The sequence below is a fragment of the Caldimicrobium thiodismutans genome (genome assembly GCF_001548275.1).
Classification (GTDB): Bacteria; Desulfobacterota; Thermodesulfobacteria; order Thermodesulfobacteriales; family Thermodesulfobacteriaceae; genus Caldimicrobium; species Caldimicrobium thiodismutans.
Map to the genome: position 1 here is coordinate 393,538 of NZ_AP014945.1, position 16,815 is coordinate 410,352.

Consider the following 16,815-nt stretch of genomic DNA (forward strand, 5'->3'; position numbering starts at 1 on the left):
TTCAGGCAACAAAAAGAATTTGTTGAAAAAGAGGAAAGTCCCCTGATTTAGGAAGGCCTATTTTTTTATTAAGGTTTCCTTTAATTTTTAGAAGATTTAAACCTGAAGTAAGGTCAATATCCTCTATAAGTTCCTCTCCATCTTTTAATTCTTCAAGAATACTGGCCTCAGTTATAAGGAGGGTTTTTAAATCTTTAGCCTCTTGCCAGTTTAGGAAGGGTAAAAGAGTTTGGAGCGCTCTTATGCGTTTTTCTATTTCCCATAGCTCCTCTACTTCTATTTCTTGTAAGGCCCCTTCAGAAGACAAATCCTCCATGGTCTCATCTTTAAAGAGAATCTTTTCTTCAAAAAATTCCTGCCATTTGGTGATAAAGTTCTTTAAAGAGAAGGCGACCTCTAAAAGGTTTTCATCTAACTCTTCCGCTATGCTTAAAAGTAAATAGGCCTTTTCAATTGGGGAGTTAAAGGCCTTCTTCTTGGGGAAAAGGGGATAGGCCTCTTCAAAGAGGTCTTGATGAAGATGATAAAGTCTTAAGGCATCAGGAGTTCTGAGATAAAGAGCAAGATTTTGCATCTCCTCAAGCACTCTTGATAAAAGCTCTTCAGATAACTGGATCTTCTCCGAAAAATTCAGGAATTTTATTTTTGATAAGAGCTGAGGGAATCTTTTCTGAATGCGCTCCCTGGTTTTTATAAGTTTTATCAGAAAGAATTCTTCTACATGGTCAAGGCTTTTCAGAATCTTGGGTGGATAAAAAAGGCTTTGAGGGTAGAGAAAGACTTTAAGTTTCATAGAGAAAACTATGCAAAGATTTTAAGTAAAAGGGCCTTAATGTATTCAAGTTGCCTTTCGTATTCTTGATCAAGGCGATCTTTAATTTTTCTCCATTCCTCTTGAAATTGAGGATGTGCTTCTGGCGAGAGCTTTACCTCTGTCCCCATTTGTTGAGAAACTGCCTTTTCTAAGGCATTCAGGCTTGCAGAGAATCTTCTTACCATCTCCTGATAGAGAGCCTCCTTTTGAAAGAAATATTCTTGAAGCATTTTCTGCGTCTCCTCTAATAATTTATCCACTTGAGGAATCTGATTTAAAAAGTCCTTGAGAGTTTTCAGAAGTTCCTGGCTATCCTTTAAGTGGTATTCTTCCTTAGGTAGAGTGAGATTTTTTAAAAGAGCCTCCAGCACAACCTTCAAAACTTTTTTCTTATGCCTTTCAGGAACCTTAGCTAAGAAGGTTTTAACTTCGCCCTTAAAATCCTGAGTCTCCCTTTTTAGATATTTTCCAACCAAAGACAATGCCCTTTCCTTTAATCTCTCCCATTCCAGCTCTTCAGGGGAGGCCTTACCTATCTTTTCAGCCTTTTCCAAAGCGATCTCTAAAGCACTCTTTATAATATCACCCATCTAAGCCTCCTAACACCACTATTTGCCCTTTTTAGACATATTAAAAGATACTCATTTTAAAAGATTTGTCAATTCTATGTATGCGTCCTTATCTTTCCTGCTTACGCAGGCAGGTGAGAATTAATATAGTAGGGATAAACCTATGTGTTTGCCCATTATGTGTTCCTCGTAATGCCTCATTTAATTTTCTAAAGGAAATTATTTTACTTTCCCCTCCTTTTTATGATCAATTTTTTCCCGATAATAATTCCCTTTTTTCTATAAATATGCTCTCTCAAGCATTTTCTGATAACTCCTTATCTTTCTGCAAAGCTCCTTTACCTTTCCACCTATTCTTTCCTTGAAATAAGCTTTGTGAAAGAACTAAGCTCTTAAATTCAAGATGGGCGAAATAGATAGTTTTTTCGTGAAGGTTCAAGAGAGGAGCTGAGATTTTTTATATGAGGCAACGATAAATTTCGAATAGATTTTTAATGAGGCAATTCGTCCTTTGCATTATTGGGGCAGATATTTTATTTTTTTAGTTTTTCCAAAAGTAAAAAGATGGCAACTCCAAAGGCTATGGAGACATTTAGGGATTCCTTTTTGCCAAAAAGGGGTATCTCTAAGATTAAATCCGAGGCTGAAAGAGCTGCTTCTGAGACACCGGAGACCTCGTTTCCTATAATGAGGGCTAAAGGGAAATGCTCTTTTTTTATTTCCTGCACCGGGATGCTTTGATTTGTAATTTCTAAGGAGGCTATTGTGTAGCCCTTATTTTTAAAAGCCTCTATTGTGCTTAGCACGGAAAGGGCATACTCCCAGGGCACGGATTTAGTTGTGCCAAGGGCAGTCTTTTCTATTCCACCGTGAGGAGGAGTCGGAGTAATTCCGCAGAGAATAAGCTTTTCAATATGGGCACACTCTGCCGTGCGAAAGATGGAGCCTACATTATAGGCGCTTCTTAAATTATCAAGAATTGCTACTACTGGAAAAGGTTGCGCTCTCCTGTTTTTACTCCAGCGAGCCAGAATTTCATCTGATTCTAATTTCTTTAGCATGCACCATAGGGAATTGAGGAGTGATGGGCAATAATTTTTATTAAACCCCCTTCAAATTTTTTATAGACAAAGGTAAACTCAACATCCCTTGCTTTCTCGGAATTTTTCAAATAAAAGAGATATTTTCCCTGAGATAGAGCTATGTCCTGAAAATATAGCTCTCCTGCTATTTCAAATTCAATCTCCCTAAAATTTTGCAGAGCAAACCCAATGTCTTCAGGATATTTTCCACCTATAAAATAGGAAAGAGCTGATTCAAAATTTAATCTAAAGGGCACTTCTCTGGCTAAGGTAGGTTTAAAAAGCACTATTCCATAATCGTATGCATAAAGCCTTTTTAAAAAATTTTCTGCAAGTTCCCTGTAATTCTGCCCCATCTGATAGGCCTTACTTATCTCAAGAATCCCTTTTTTCCATTCTTCTTGAATCTTGCGAATCTCTTCAGGGGTAATACTCATAGTAGCCTCCTCTCTTTAAGGTTTTATATGAAAAATTTTAAACCAGGCTTACCGGTAATAAGGGGATTTTAAGAGCCCTTCCTTTGACAAGGGGTTTTTCCTTGGTTACAGGTAGGCTCGTTCCATGTATAAGAGTTGTTCTTCCATATTTCAGGTTAATCTCATCAACAGTTTTATAAAGGCCTTTTAAGTCCTTTGTGCCTTTGTTTTTCTCAAAAAGACCCAGTTGAAGTCTTTGCTTGGAGGTAAGATCCTTTAAAATAACCCCCACTTGCCTGAAAAGAAGCCCTTCTCTATAGAGTTCCTCAAAGGCCTTTCGCAAAAGGGGAAGCAAGTCTCTGGGATAGGCAGAAGGGTAGGGAAGTTTTAATTCCATAGCATGCACCTTAAATTCCTGGTCCTTTAAAAAGTAAAGGAGCCTCTGAGCTGAAAGCCCATAAGCCCTGGCTTTAAAACAGGCCATTTCAAGGTTAAAGGCGCTTTGGGCTAAGAGAAATTCCTGATTATCCGTTGGTGTAAAGGAAAGGGCCTTGCTAATGCTTTTGTAATTTGCCTTTATATCAGGTATAACGGGATAGACCTGAACCCCTCTTAATTCAAGCCAAATCTCGTAATGGGGTTTAGTAAAGTGTTTTTTTATAAAATTCTCGCTGGCTTTTGCAAAGTCAAGGGCTGAATAAATTCCAAGTTTTTCACAGAGGGCTGAGGTCTGAGGACCAATTCCCCAGATCTCTGAAATTGGTAAATTTTTGAGATAATGATGAATTTCTCTTCCAGCTATCAAAGTTAGACCATCGGGCTTGCGAAATCCTGAGGCAACCTTAGCCAGCACTTTGGTAAGGCTTATGCCTACCGAAACAGTTATCCCCAGCTCTCTCTTAATGGTTTCCTTTATTTTTAAGCCCAGCTCTTCATAGCTTGACCGATAATATCTCCTCAGACCCTTTAAATCAGCAAAAGCCTCATCAATGGAATATTCCTCAACCATAGGGCTAAATCTCTTTAAAATTTCAAAAAGCCTTAAGGAAAAGAGGGAATACCTTTCGTAATCCGATTCAAGGATTACACATTCAGGGAATTTACGAGAGACCTCAAGGATAGTCATTCCCCGTTTGATTCCTAAGGCCTTGCCTTCATAACTTACCGCAGTAACAATCCCTCTTTCTTTACCTACTACAACGGGCTTCCCTTTAAGTTCAGGATTGACTGCCTGTTCTACCGAGGCGAAAAAGGCATTGGCATCAAGGTGAAGAATAGCTTGAGGAAACCCATAAATATTCAGGGGATAATCCATACCCTTATTTTAACGATACTTTCTAATAACTGCAATAACTACCCCGAAGACCTCTCCATCTCTTTCCTGAGAGAGAATAAGGGGTTGATATTGAGGATGGGCAGGTTTAAGAAGAATTTTTCCCTTTTCGCGAAAAAAATACTTCATGGTCCATTCATCTTCAATCCTTACAACAACAATGTCATTATTCTTAGGGGTTAGAGATCTATCCACTAAAACATAATCTCCGGGGAGGATACCAGCTTCTAACATAGATTCTCCAACTACCCGAATAAGAAAAGTGGAGGAGGGATTGGAAATGAGCCACTCCTCCATACTAATGCTCTCTAAAAGGGTATCTTCAGATTGAGAGGGAAAGCCTGCTGAGATGTATCCGAGAAAGAGTATCTCCAAGGTAGACTAAGTCCCCTCTTCCCAGCTTGAAAGGTATCTTTCCTGTTCAGGGGTTAAGGTATCAATCTCAATTCCCATGGAAATAAGTTTGAGTCGGGCAATCTCCTTGTCTATTTCTGCAGGGACAGAATAGACATCCCTGGAGAGGTTACCTTGATTTTTTATAAGGTATTCTACACAAAGGGCCTGATTAGCAAAGCTCATATCCATAACTGCGGAAGGGTGCCCTTCAGCTGAGGCAAGATTAACCAATCTTCCCTGAGAGAGCACATAGATTCTTTTTCCATTGACCAGGGTATATTCCTCTACCTCTCTACGAATATTTCTTACAGAAGTTGTAATTTCAGAAAGACCCTTTAAATCTATTTCCACATCAAAGTGTCCAGAATTGGCAACAATTGCTCCATCCTTCATTTTAAGAAAATGTTCTTTTCTTATCACTCCTTTACACCCCGTTACAGTTACAAAGAAATCACCAATTTCAACTGCCTTTTCCATGGGCATAACAAGATAGCCTTCCATGACTGCCTCAAGAGCCTTGAGGGGATCAACCTCAGTTACAACTACTCTTGCACCCATTCCTCTGGCTCGCATAGCCAGACCCTTTCCGCACCAGCCAAAGCCAGAAACTACAAAAACAGATCCAGCCAGGAGCCGGTTGGTAGCCCTGAGGATTCCATCAACAGTAGATTGGCCTGTGCCATAGCGATTATCAAAAAGGTGCTTGGTAAGGGCATCGTTTACTGCAATGATGGGATACTTGAGAAGCCCGTCTTTGGCTAAGGCCCTGAGTCTTATAACCCCGGTCGTTGTCTCCTCTGTCCCTCCAAGAATTCTATCTGCCTGACCGGGCCTCTCTCTATGAAGGGTGCTTACAAGATCTGCTCCATCGTCTATGGTAAGATGGGGCTCTTTGTCAAGGACTGCTTTGATATGGGCATAATAGGTATCTCTGTCTTCTCCTCGTATAGCAAAGACAGGAATCTCAAAGTGCTTCACTAGAGCCGAGGCAACCTCATCTTTAGTAGAAAGGGGGTTTGATGCACAAAGAAAAACCTCAGCTCCCCCTTCCTTTAAGGTTCTGGCAAGATTAGCTGTTTCTGTAGTAATATGAAGGCAGGCCCCAATCTTGATACCCTTTAAAGGTTTTTCTCTGGAGAATCTTTCTTTTATAAGTTTCAAAACAGGCATATCCCTTTCAGCCCATTCAACAAGCCTCAATCCCTCATCTGCAAGCGCAAGATCCTTTACATGATAATCCATAAAAGTCCTCCTTTATCTGTCAAAACCAGCAAGTTCCTTAATTTTTTCCACCATATCTACCTTTTCCCAATTAAATTCAGGCTCAGGTCTTCCAAAGTGTCCGTAGCAGGCAGTTTTTCTAAAAATGGGGCGCCTTAAGTTAAGATAATCAATCATGTGTTTGGGCCTGAAGCAAAAGAGTTTGTTTATGATCTCAAGGATTTTATCAACGGGTATAGCCTCTGTCCCATAGGTATTAACATTTATAGCTAAGGGTTCCGGAACTCCAATGGCATAAGCAACCTGAACTTCAAGCTCCCGGGCTACTCCTGCTGAAACAAGATTCTTGGCTACATAACGGGCATAATAAGAAGGAGTTCTATCAACCTTAGTGGCATCCTTTCCAGAAAAGGCTCCTCCTCCATGGTGGCCCCTTCCTCCGTAGGTATCAACAATTATTTTTCTTCCTGTCATTCCACAGTCTGCTAAGGGACCTCCGATAACAAATCTTCCAGTTCCATTGATTATAATTTTGGTATCTGATCTTAAGTGTTCAGAGGCAATGACCTTTTTGATCACCTCTTCATAAATAGCCTCTCTGAGTTCTTTTAAGGTAACGGTTGGATCATGTTGAGCAGCAATGACAACCGTGTGAACATCAACAGGGCGTCTATCCTCATATCTTACAGTTACTTGCGTTTTCCCATCTGGCCTGAGGAAGGGGAGTATTCCCTTTTTTCTAACCTCTGCAAGCCTCATGGCCAGTTTATGGGCATACCATATAGGCATGGGCATAAGATCAGGGGTCTCATCACAGGCATAACCAAACATCAACCCCTGGTCTCCAGCTCCAATCTCTCCATCCCTCTCAATTCCCATGGCAATATCAGGGCTCTGGCGGTCAATACTAATTAAAACAGCACAGGTTTGATAGTCAAAACCAAGATCTGAGTGGTTATAACCTATTTCTTTGACTACACCTCTGGCAATAGTCGGATAATCCACACGGGCCTCTGTGGTAATCTCACCAGCAATGAGAATCATCCCTGTGTTCACCAGCGTCTCACATGCCACTCGGGCATAAGGATCCTTTTCCAAAATGGCATCAAGCACAGCATCAGAGATCTGATCTGCAACCTTATCCGGATGCCCCTCGGTTACAGATTCTGAGGTAAAAAGAAAGTTTTTTACAAGCATTTTTTAGCCCTCCTTCCACAAAATTCTTGAAAAACAAATTTACTATAAATTTTTTTATTATCAACTCAACTGTATGCGTCCATATCTTTTAGGACTCTATAGGATTTTTTCTACCACTTAGTTGTTGGAAAAGGAACCTGTATTTTGTAAAGTCAAACCTCTGTATTTGCCCTCTTTTGGCAAATCTATGTGTTTGCCTGTTAATTAAAATATCCTTCTAAATCTAATTTAGCACATCTCTTAAACATCCAATGTTTAAGAGAGCTTTTTTAGTGCATTATGCCAAAAAATCTAAGATTTGTTCAATCAGGAGACCTGGTTTAAATTTTAAAAAGAATTAAGTAAGAGTCACAAATTGAAAGATATGCAATTTATAATGAGAGGGATTTCCCCCTCATTAAGAGGGGGCAGTATGTTTATCAAAGAAACTTGAAAAGTTAAAATTTTTTAAATTTTTCACCCGGGACCCCACAAATTGGACATCTTTCTGGTGCTTTACCTACCGCTGTATGTCCACAGGTGGGGCAGATGTAGATATCTCCGATATCAAGGTCTCTTCCCATTTTAACGGATTCCTTGGCCTCAGCAAAAAGAGCAGCATGGATCTTTTCAGCCTCAATAGCATAATGAAAGGCTCTTAAGGCTTGCTTTTCTCCTTGTAATTCAGCTACAGCTTTATAAGCAGGATACATCTCCTCAACCTCAAAGTTTTCCCCTTTAATAGCGGTCTCAAGATTATCCAGCGTTCCATTTCCATTTAGGGCTTTCAAGTGGTTTTCAGCATGCACCCTTTCGGCATAAGCAACTGCTCTAAAAAGTCTTGCAATCTGAGGAAAGCCCTCTGCCTCAGCCTTATCCGCAAAAATCAAGTACTTTACACAGGCCTGAGATTCACCAGCTAAAGCTCCCTTTAAACACTCCTTTGTCATCTCCTTCATAATTACACCTCCGAATTTAATTTAAAACTATTATAAAAAGAAAATTATTTTTGTCAATAGTTTGTATGCAGCCATATCTTTTGAGACTTAAAATTTACCTCTTTTGGTAGACAAATTGGATTTTTTTAGTAGGGGCAAAACTATGTGTTTGCCCCTTTGTGGCGTTTGCCTGTTATATGTTCCTTTAAGTTATTGGGCAGACAGACAAAGATTTGGCAGACACGCAAGGGCCTCCCTCTACTCTCCCCTTTCACCTCTCCCCTTTCACCTCTTATCACCCTTTATTTTTCTTGAAATAATCAGAACCTATGCGAAAAGACCACTTTTTCCAAAATAATCTGATAAATCTGACAAAGGAATTCTATACTTTTCAACTAAAACTTGTAAATTTTTTGCTTCTCTTATAATCCTTCTTCTCTATCAGGGACATCAGTGTAAAAGGTTATCTCAAGACTTTTGCAAAAGTTCTTTGCCTCACGATCAAGTATAGGAGAAATAATTATCTTTCTTGTGACTTTTTTCCCTTCTTTTTTCTCAAAAAACTTTACCTTTCTCTCAAAAAGCAAAACATCTCCAGGACTAACGGAAGATTTAATCTCAGCTACAATAAGCTCACCATCTCTAATAATAAGGTCAATTTCAACCCTTTTTCCAGGAAAACCTTCAAAGACCTCACCTTCTAAATCAGTTGTTTCATAATGTTCTACCTTAACCCCAAAGGTTTCCTCAAGAAGCCCTTTTACTGCATTGCGAAAGGTTTTTTCTGATTTAATTCCCCATCTTGCCCCGAGGGCACCAATCTGCACATCCTGTCTCTTTCTTAAGGCAAGGATTTCTTCCATCAGGATTTTATTGCCTTGAGAGAGTTCTTCAAGCTTCTTTGAATGCTCTTTCAGTATCTGAGAATGTTCCTCAAGCCTCTTTGAATGTTCTTCCCATCTTTTTTCACTCTCAATTCTTAGGTTCTTAATCTCCTCTAAAAGGGCTTTAATCTCTTCTTCAGTAGTTTTTTTGTCTGCAAAATTTTCTTTGAAAAGACTTGCTACATAATCCTTAAGAAGGGGATCTTCCTTTAAAAGCTCGGGGAGATCCCGAATTAACATTTCCTTTAAAGCTACTTTGGATATGATACTTTTTTTAGCCCTTTGCATAAAAAATTCCCCCCATTAATTCCTAAACTTAAAAGAAAAAGGAAAAAAAACAAGAGGGTTGTATAAGTCCATATCTTTCAAGATTTAAAATTTACCTCTTTTGGTAGATAAATTGGATTTTTTTTATCTTAAACTATAAAACCTTCCCTGTATAAATATTCTAAAACCTTTGGTAGGGATGAATGATTGTTTATCTCCCTGTCTATCCCAGGCAGATACATTCGACTCCAGTCGAATAATTTTAATGGGGCAGACTCGTAAGGACTTCCCATACTCTCCCATCTCACCTTTTACCACCATTTTTCTTGTAAGGATATGAACTTATGCAGTTAGTCAAAACTTTTAAGAACTCAAAAATTGGGAGAGAAGTTCTGTTAGTTTGATAATTAGCTGTTCAGTAATTATCTTTCCCTTTTCTGGGGTGGCTTTAAGCGGATTTCCCCAGATGCCAGAGGCCCAAAAGAGCTTTTTTTCAGGGACAACCTGATATTTAGGAAAGGCTGGATAATCCTCAAAGGCCTTATCAAGGGGCTTTACTAATTCATTTTTCAGATAAAGTATAAGAGAGGTTTCCCACTCTCCTGCATGGGAATCATTCTCAGGGATCCCCAGTTCTTTTAAAGTATCCTTAAGTAAATTGATAATATCTGCTACAAAAAAGCGTGTTTGCGGATATTTTTCTATGAATTGTTCTGCGGTATCAATAATAAAGGCATTGTGCGTCCCTCCAGCATGTCCAGAAAGAATGATGAATTTTCTCAATCCCTGACGATAGAAGCTTTCTAAAAGATCAAAGAGCAAGCTTTTAAGGGTTTCACCGCGAAGAGAAAGAGTGCCTGGTATATCCCGGGTGCTTCTGCAGAGGCCAAAATAGAGAGGAGGAGCAAGAAAGACCTCTATTCTCTTTATTACTCTTTTGCAGATTTCGTAAATAGTGAAAAGGTCTGTTCCTAAGGGGAGATGGGGCCCGTGGGCCTCAATTGACCCCACTGGAAGAATAACCCCCTTGATCCTTTTAGAGAGCTCTTCAAACTCATAAGAGGTTAATTCTTCAATTTGCATATTTTTAATATACTGGGAAAACTTGAAAATTGGAAGATAATTTTTAAATTTGAGGATAAAAAGATGAGATTCAAAAGGCTCTCAGGGGTTAATCCCTCTTTTTTAGGGTATTATTTAGGGGCAGAGAAAGTGCCTGATCTTGATGGATATACTTTGATTGCCCTTTTTCCCAATCAAGAAAGTGCCAAGGACTTTTTATCTGTTTACAAGGCCTTTTCGCAGAATAGGGCATCTTTTTATCCTGCCTTAGGGATCCCTCCCTTTGCAGAAGTCTTTACCCTCAATGAAGAAGAAAGGGAACGCCTTAAGGTCCTGTGGGAGCTTCCTACTTTAAAGGTAATTGCCCTTGAGATCAAAAGTTTTCTCAGAAGAACCATTTCCAGAGAACAGCTTAAGCTAAATTATCTGTATCTTTTGCCAGGTGAAAAGATTGATCGTGAGACCTTGATTGAAGACATAGTAAGACTTGGTTATGAACGGGTAGGGGTGGTTAGAAGTAAAGGAGAGTTTACCTCTAAGGGAGCAGTTCTTGATCTCTTTTCTCCTCAGAATGATTATCCCACAAGAATTGAATTTTTTGGAGATGAGGTTATAAGCCTTAAAGCCTTTGATCCTGAAACTCAGAGGAGGCTTGGATATCTTGAGGAATTAAGTATCCTTCCCGCAAGGGAACTTTTTTTTCCAAAGGATTCCCAGCCTCTTTATGAAAAAATCTTAAGCTATAAGGATAAACTTTCTGAAAAAAGAATATCCGAACTTTTGCAAATGGTAGAAAATAAAATAATCCTTGAAAATCCTGACTTTCTTCTTCCCCTCCTTTGGGAAGATTTGAAACTTTTGCCTGAAAATCTCGGAGAAAAGATCTGTTTTGTCCTCTTTGAAAGAGAAAAACTCTTAAAAGAGATGGAAGTTTTTTGGGATAGAATCTATAATTCTGCCAAGAAGGCTAAGGAGAAAGAAAGGCTATTAGTGGCTGAGGAAAAACTTTATGCAACTATTGAAGAAGTAACGGCCTTTTTTGATAGATATCCAACTCTTGAGGCCTTTGAGCTTCCTCTGGCTGACAGAGATACCCTTTTATTTCCTTTGCAGAAATATGAAATTTCCCGGGAAGCTTCCCGGCTTGAACAGGCCTTTAATTTTCTTAAAGAACACCTTTCTGCAGGAAGAGAAATTTTTTTATTTGTGCAAGATGAAAAAAATTCCAGGGCTATTCTTGATGGTTTAAGATACAGGGGTATTGAGGATTTTGATCATTTGAGCATTCTTACAGGAGACCTCCAAGATGGTTTCTTTTTTCCAGATAAAGGACTTGTCCTTACCTCAGATTTTGAACTCTTTGGAAAGAGAATTTTTAAAAAAGAGGAAAAACAAGCCTTGAAACGGGTCAGGGGCTACTTTAGAAAGTTTGAGGACCTCAAACCCGGTGATTATGTGGTGCATAAGCTTCATGGTATAGGAAGGTTTCAGGGATTGATCTCACTTAAAGTGGATGGTTTTGAGGGGGAGTTTCTTCAGATTGAATATGAAGGGGGAGACAAACTTTATGTGCCTGTGACCAAACTTGAAGAACTCTATCCCTATGTGGGAGTGGAAGAAAAGATTCCCCAATTAGATAAACTGGGGAAAAAGACCTTTCTTAAAAAGAGAAAGGAAGTAGAAAAGAAATTAACTGAGGTGGTTGAAGAAATCCTGAGGCTCTATGCTGAAAGAAGAACCCTTAAGGGATTTTCTATTCCTGTGGATAATCTCTCCTATGCAGAATTTTCCCAGACCTTCCCCTATGAAGAGACCCCGGATCAGCTCTCAGCTATTGAAGAAGTCCTGGAGGATCTTCAAAGTTCAAAGCCAATGGAAAGGCTTGTGGTAGGAGATGTAGGCTTTGGAAAAACGGAGGTAGCTCTGAGGGCCATTTTTGTTACTGCAAGGGCAGGAAAACAAGTAGCTTGCCTTACTCCCACAACTCTTCTTGCTGAACAACATTACCGCAATTTTAAAGAAAGACTGGATTCCTTTGGTATAAAAGTGGGGATTCTCTCACGGTTAAGAAGTGAAGGAGAACAAAGGGCTGTTCTCAAAGCCTTGCAAGAAGGTGAGATTCAGGTAGTAGTTGGGACCCATAGACTTCTTTCTAAGGATGTCCAGTTCAAAGACCTTGGACTTCTTGTAATTGATGAAGAGCACCGCTTTGGAGTAAGGCAAAAGGAGCGTTTAAAACAACTTAAAAAGGCTGTAAAGGTTCTATCTCTTTCAGCTACTCCTATTCCCAGGAGCCTTCAATTAAGCCTTCTTGGAATTTTTGATCTTTCTTTGATTGAAACACCTCCTTTGGGAAGAAAAAGTATTAAGACCTTTCTTACCCCCTTTGATCCTGAAGTCATAAAAGCAGGCCTTGAGGAGGAGCTTTCAAGAGGAGGTCAGGTTTATTTCGTTCATCCACGCATTCAGGGTCTTACAAGCCTTGCAAAATTTCTTGAGAAACTTATGCCCTCAGCCCATATTGAGATTGTGCACGGTCAGATGGATTCATCTCAACTTGAAAGGGCTATCTTTAATTTTTTAGAGAGGAAGGTAGATATCCTTGTCTGCACCCCTATCATTGGGAGTGGAATTGATATTCCTTCAGCTAATACTATTTTTATCAATCGGGCAGACATGTTTGGACTTGCGGATATTTATCAACTTAGAGGAAGGGTAGGGCGGGGACAGGAAACAGCCTATTGTTATCTTCTTGTGCCAGATCTAAAAGGTTTAACAGAAAATGCTCAGAAGAGATTAAAGGCCCTTATGAAGTTTGTTGAACTTGGCTCAGGTTTTAAACTCTCTTTAAGTGATCTAAAGATAAGAGGTGCAGGGGAGCTTCTCGGAATAAATCAATCAGGACACATCAATAAAGTGGGCTATGAACTCTATCTGGAACTCCTTGAGAACACCATTCGTAGTTTAAAGGGGGAGGAGATTGAGGATTGGGAACCTGAGGTTAATATCAAGGTGCCAGCCTTTATTCCTTCTAAATATGTGCCAGAGACTGAAGAAAGATTGAGTCTCTATAGAGAACTTGTGCTCATTAAGTCCTTTTCAGCACTTGAGGATTTTATGGATTTTTTAAAGGATAAGTATGGAGCCCTACCAAAGGAGGCTGAAAATCTTATTAAGATTTATCAATTAAAACTTTATATGAAGAGCCTAAAAATTTTATCAATTGAGGAAAAGGGAAGAAATCTTCTTTTTTATATTAAAGATCTCTATCTTCTTCCGAAATTTAGAAAGGCTTCTCAGAATGAAAGTTATCAGCTTTTAAAAGTTAAGGATGAAAAGGAAAGGGCAATTTTAATCTATAAAGTGGACGGACCTTTTCTCGATTCTGCCTTAAAGATTTGTCAGACTATTAAGCAGTAGTTAGAAGATTTCTTAAGGCCTTCCAGAAATCCTCTCTCAATTCTGTTAGATAAGCCATGTGAAAAAAGGTAAATCCATCTTTATAATCAAGGTCTCTTAAGTGAACAAAAAGGGCAAATTTGAAAATTTTATCTGAAAATTGGAGATTGTATTTTACATAAAATACTCCAAAATCATCAGAAAGGTGGATCTGGGTTGGGATTTTAGCAGAAAAACCTCCTTTAGAAAAATCGATAAGTTCTCCTGTGATGAAAGTCTTCTGGATTAATTTTTTGAAATTTTCATCTATATTGTGATTAGCATTTAAGACAAGGTCATAGAGATGAATTTCCTCTAAGGTAGGAAAAGCTTCAAGGGTAAAATTGCTTTCTCTTAAAAGTTGATATTCAGGATTTTGAATAAATGACTGAACATATTGAGGAGGAATGTAAGAGAAAAAGACATGCACCTTGTTTTTTACAAAAATTCTTTCATATTTTCTGGGATCAAGAATTTCTATGTTATAGCCTGTTTCATTTACCTCTCCTACCTTTACTTGAAAGACATATCTTATTTGAGAAAAAGGTAAAATTAAGAGAAGAATCTCACCTTTTTTTAAATTCGGAAGATCTGGAGTTTTGTGAATAAAAAGAGTTCTATCTGAAAGAACATCAAGTTTAGTTTTGAAAAGATTGCCTCCATAAAGGAGGAGAAAATTCTTAATTAAATTTGGTAGGTTTTTATAAATATCAGATGGGAGTTTATCTAAGGACATTAATGAAAGATTTTTGACTAAAACCCTTTCTTTAAGTTTAGCTGAAAGATTGATTTTTTCTTTCATAGAAGCCTCTCAAGTTGAGTATATTTAAGATGCAAAATAGTTGGCCCTTTACTGATAAAATTGACCTTAATTTTTTCTCCCATTACTTCAAGAACCTCTCCTTCTCCAAAATGAGGGTGTTTAACAAAGTCTCCGATTTTAAAAGAGCTTGTTGAGGAAAGCTCAGTTGAATAATGAGTATTCATATAGTTTTCTGTAACAGGTTTGATATGGGAGCTTTTTTCCTCAGGGGTAGTATAATTGACCTCCTCATATAGGGTCTTTGGAAGCTCGGTTAAAAATCTGGAGGGTTTAGCAAAGGTTTTCCCTTCTCCGGGCAAATAAACCATAAGGGGGGAGAGAAGAAAGAGTTTTTCTCTGGCTCTGGTTACCGCAACATAGAAGAGCCTTCTTTCCTCTTCAAGGTCATCGGTATTTTTTAGACTATATAGCGAGGGAAATCTACCTTCAATTAAAGAGAGGATAAAGACTGTATGCCATTCCAAGCCTTTGGCAGAATGAATGGTAGATAAAATAAGGGGATCCTCATCTAAGGTCTCACCCTCTAATTCAGTAATTTCAAGGGGTTCAAGAAGGAGATCAGATACAAACTCATCAAGGCTTTTGTATTTAAGGACTAAGGAAAAGAGCCCCTCTAAATCTTTTACTCTTCTATGATAGTCCTCAGAATAGATGCGTTGAAATAGGGGTTCATAAAAATACCAGATTTTTTGCAAAATCTCGGAGGGGCTTTCTTCTTCATAGGGCTTTATGGTAGTATATAATTCAAGCCATCTTTTGAGCTCGTGAGAAGGGCTAAGTCCCAGAATTCGATTTAATGAGGTGGGTAAAGCTTCTCTTTTCAGGGTCTGAATAATTTTTTCTGCAGTGCGAGGGCCAATTCCCTCCATAAGAAGAAGCACCCGGTTCCAGGAAAGAAAATCCCGAGGATTTAATATAATTTTTAAAAAGGCAAGGAGATCCTTTATATGAGCAGACTCAAGAAGTTTTAAGCCTCCATATTTAACAAAGGGTATGCCCCGTTTAGCAAGTTCCACCTCAAGTTCGTAAGAGTGATAGGCTGAGCGAAATAAAACCGCTATTTGAGAGAGTTTAATTCCCTTTTCTCTCAGTTCTAAAATCTTATCAACCACAAATTTGCTTGTTTCTGCTTCATCCTTGGCTCTGAAAAGCACAGGTTTTGCTCCCTCTTTTTTAAGGGTAAAGAGGGTTTTGGTATATTTTATTTTAGAATTAGCAATAATGACATTTGCAAGATCAAGAATAGGTTGGGTGCTTCTATAATTTTGTTCAAGCTTGATAATTTTGGTTTGGGGGAAAATTTTAGGGAAATCAAAAATATTCCGATAATTAGCTCCTCTGAACCGATAGATACTTTGTGAATCATCCCCTACAACCATAACATTTTGATGGGTAGAGGCCATATATTTTATAATCTCGCCTTGTAGGGTATTAGTGTCCTGATACTCATCCACCATAATGAAATGAAATCTTTTTCCCATCTCATCTCTGATTTGAGGATAATTTTTTAATATCTCAAGCCAATTAAGCAGTAAATCGTCGTAATCCATAAGTTGGTGTTCTTTTTTGTAAATCTTGTATTCTACAAAAAGCCTTTGAATCTCAGGTAAGAACTCTAAGAATTGTGGATATTCCGAGTCAAGAAGTTCTTCCAGGGATTTTTCCTGATTAAGGGTCTTGCTGTATAAGTTTGCTAAGGTATCCTTTTTAGGAAACCTTTTTTTATTATCACTTAAGCCAAGGCTTGTTTTAAGAAGATTAAAGAGGTCTTCGGCATCGGTTCTATCTAAGAGAGTAAAGTTTGGGCTGTAACCTATCAGAGTTCCATATTGTCTGAGCATGGTATGGCAGAGGGAGTGAAAGGTCCCACCTGTAACTTTATGAAAGTCCCTTTTTAAAAGGAGGCTTGCCCTTTCAATCATTTCTTTGGCTGCTCTTCGGGTAAAGGTAAGAAGAAGAATTTTTTCCGGAGGGATTCCTTTTTCAACTAAATGAGCCATTCGGCAAACCAGGGTTTTCGTCTTCCCTGAGCCAGCTCCTGCAATGACAAGGAGGGGTCCATAAAGGGTCTCTACAGCTTCTCTCTGGGCTGGATTTAAATCTTGAAGATAATTCTTGGATTCCCTCATAGTTTAAAATTATAATCTTAAACTTTTACTTTCCAAGAGCAAATGTATGTGTCCATATCTTTATTTATGATGAAATGTATATGGTTTCACATTATTTCTTCCTTTCACCTCTTACCTCTTCCAACCTTTCTTTTTCTTGTAAGGATCTGAACTTATGCAAAAAAAGCAACCTGATCCTCCTTTAAAGAGCCAATTAAATCTTCTTTTCTTTTTATATTTTTTGATTTAAATCAAGGATTAATTTAGATTTAGTTTTTATCATATTAG

14 protein-coding genes are annotated in these 16,815 nt (G+C 38.5%); 1 reads left to right on the top strand and 13 read right to left on the bottom strand.

The genetic code is table 11. The features are described 5' to 3' along the window. Position 1: 1 nt before the first annotated feature. From THC_RS01935 to THC_RS01990, 11 genes are all read right to left on the bottom strand, one after another. Positions 2 to 793: a hypothetical protein gene (locus THC_RS01935; protein WP_068512599.1), complete on the bottom strand. Its 792-nt coding sequence runs from the start codon at positions 791 to 793 to the stop codon at positions 2 to 4. Between the two features lie 8 nt (positions 794 to 801). Then, positions 802 to 1,404 carry a DUF6657 family protein gene (locus tag THC_RS01940; protein ID WP_068512602.1) on the bottom strand — a complete coding sequence of 201 codons (603 nt, stop codon included), beginning with the start codon at positions 1,402 to 1,404 and terminating at the stop codon, positions 802 to 804. 512 nt (positions 1,405 to 1,916) lie between these two features. Next, entirely contained in the window at positions 1,917 to 2,444 is a 528-nt protein-coding gene (locus THC_RS01945) for an RNA methyltransferase (RefSeq protein ID WP_068512605.1), read from the bottom strand. After that, on the bottom strand, positions 2,438 to 2,902 hold the full coding sequence (locus tag THC_RS01950) for a metal-independent carbonic anhydrase family protein (RefSeq protein WP_068512607.1): 465 nt from the start codon (positions 2,900 to 2,902) through the stop codon (positions 2,438 to 2,440). Before THC_RS01950 ends, THC_RS01945 begins: the two co-directional genes overlap by 7 nt. A 37-nt stretch (positions 2,903 to 2,939) precedes the next feature. Further along, entirely contained in the window at positions 2,940 to 4,196 is a 1,257-nt protein-coding gene (locus THC_RS01955) for a DNA polymerase Y family protein (RefSeq protein WP_068512610.1), read from the bottom strand. A gap of 9 nt (positions 4,197 to 4,205) precedes the next feature. Then, on the bottom strand, positions 4,206 to 4,589 hold the full coding sequence (locus tag THC_RS01960) for a LexA family protein (protein WP_068512612.1): 384 nt from the start codon (positions 4,587 to 4,589) through the stop codon (positions 4,206 to 4,208). A 6-nt stretch (positions 4,590 to 4,595) separates the two neighbouring features. Beyond that, positions 4,596 to 5,852 (bottom strand): adenosylhomocysteinase, encoded by a 1,257-nt coding sequence (gene ahcY / locus THC_RS01965; protein ID WP_068512615.1) that lies wholly within the window; start codon positions 5,850 to 5,852, stop codon positions 4,596 to 4,598. Positions 5,853 to 5,864: 12 nt separating this feature from the next. Next, positions 5,865 to 7,028, bottom strand: a complete 1,164-nt coding sequence (gene metK / locus THC_RS01970) for a methionine adenosyltransferase (RefSeq protein WP_068512619.1) — start codon at positions 7,026 to 7,028, stop codon at positions 5,865 to 5,867. 437 nt (positions 7,029 to 7,465) lie between these two features. Further along, positions 7,466 to 7,966 (bottom strand): rubrerythrin family protein, encoded by a 501-nt coding sequence (locus THC_RS01975; protein WP_068512622.1) that lies wholly within the window; start codon positions 7,964 to 7,966, stop codon positions 7,466 to 7,468. A gap of 401 nt (positions 7,967 to 8,367) precedes the next feature. After that, the gene (locus THC_RS01985; protein ID WP_068512628.1) at positions 8,368 to 9,117 is read right to left on the bottom strand and encodes a PD-(D/E)XK nuclease family protein; all 750 of its coding nucleotides are present in this window, start codon (positions 9,115 to 9,117) and stop codon (positions 8,368 to 8,370) included. Between the two features lie 342 nt (positions 9,118 to 9,459). After that, the gene (locus tag THC_RS01990; protein WP_068512629.1) at positions 9,460 to 10,179 is read right to left on the bottom strand and encodes a creatininase family protein; all 720 of its coding nucleotides are present in this window, start codon (positions 10,177 to 10,179) and stop codon (positions 9,460 to 9,462) included. On the opposite strand from THC_RS01990, the gene mfd reads away from it, so the two are divergent. Then, positions 10,174 to 13,578, top strand: a complete 3,405-nt coding sequence (mfd, locus tag THC_RS01995; RefSeq protein ID WP_068512632.1) for a transcription-repair coupling factor — start codon at positions 10,174 to 10,176, stop codon at positions 13,576 to 13,578. The two genes, THC_RS01990 and mfd, sit on opposite strands and share 6 nt — an antisense overlap. Here the strand turns inward: mfd and THC_RS02000 are convergent. Next, complete coding sequence (locus THC_RS02000; protein WP_068512633.1) at positions 13,568 to 14,398, bottom strand: hypothetical protein; 831 nt, start codon at positions 14,396 to 14,398, stop codon at positions 13,568 to 13,570. The two genes, mfd and THC_RS02000, sit on opposite strands and share 11 nt — an antisense overlap. After that, a complete protein-coding gene (locus THC_RS02005; protein ID WP_068512636.1) occupies positions 14,395 to 16,548 on the bottom strand; it encodes an ATP-dependent helicase in 2,154 nt (717 codons plus the stop codon). Before THC_RS02005 ends, THC_RS02000 begins: the two co-directional genes overlap by 4 nt. Between the last annotated feature and the right edge of the window lie 267 nt (positions 16,549 to 16,815).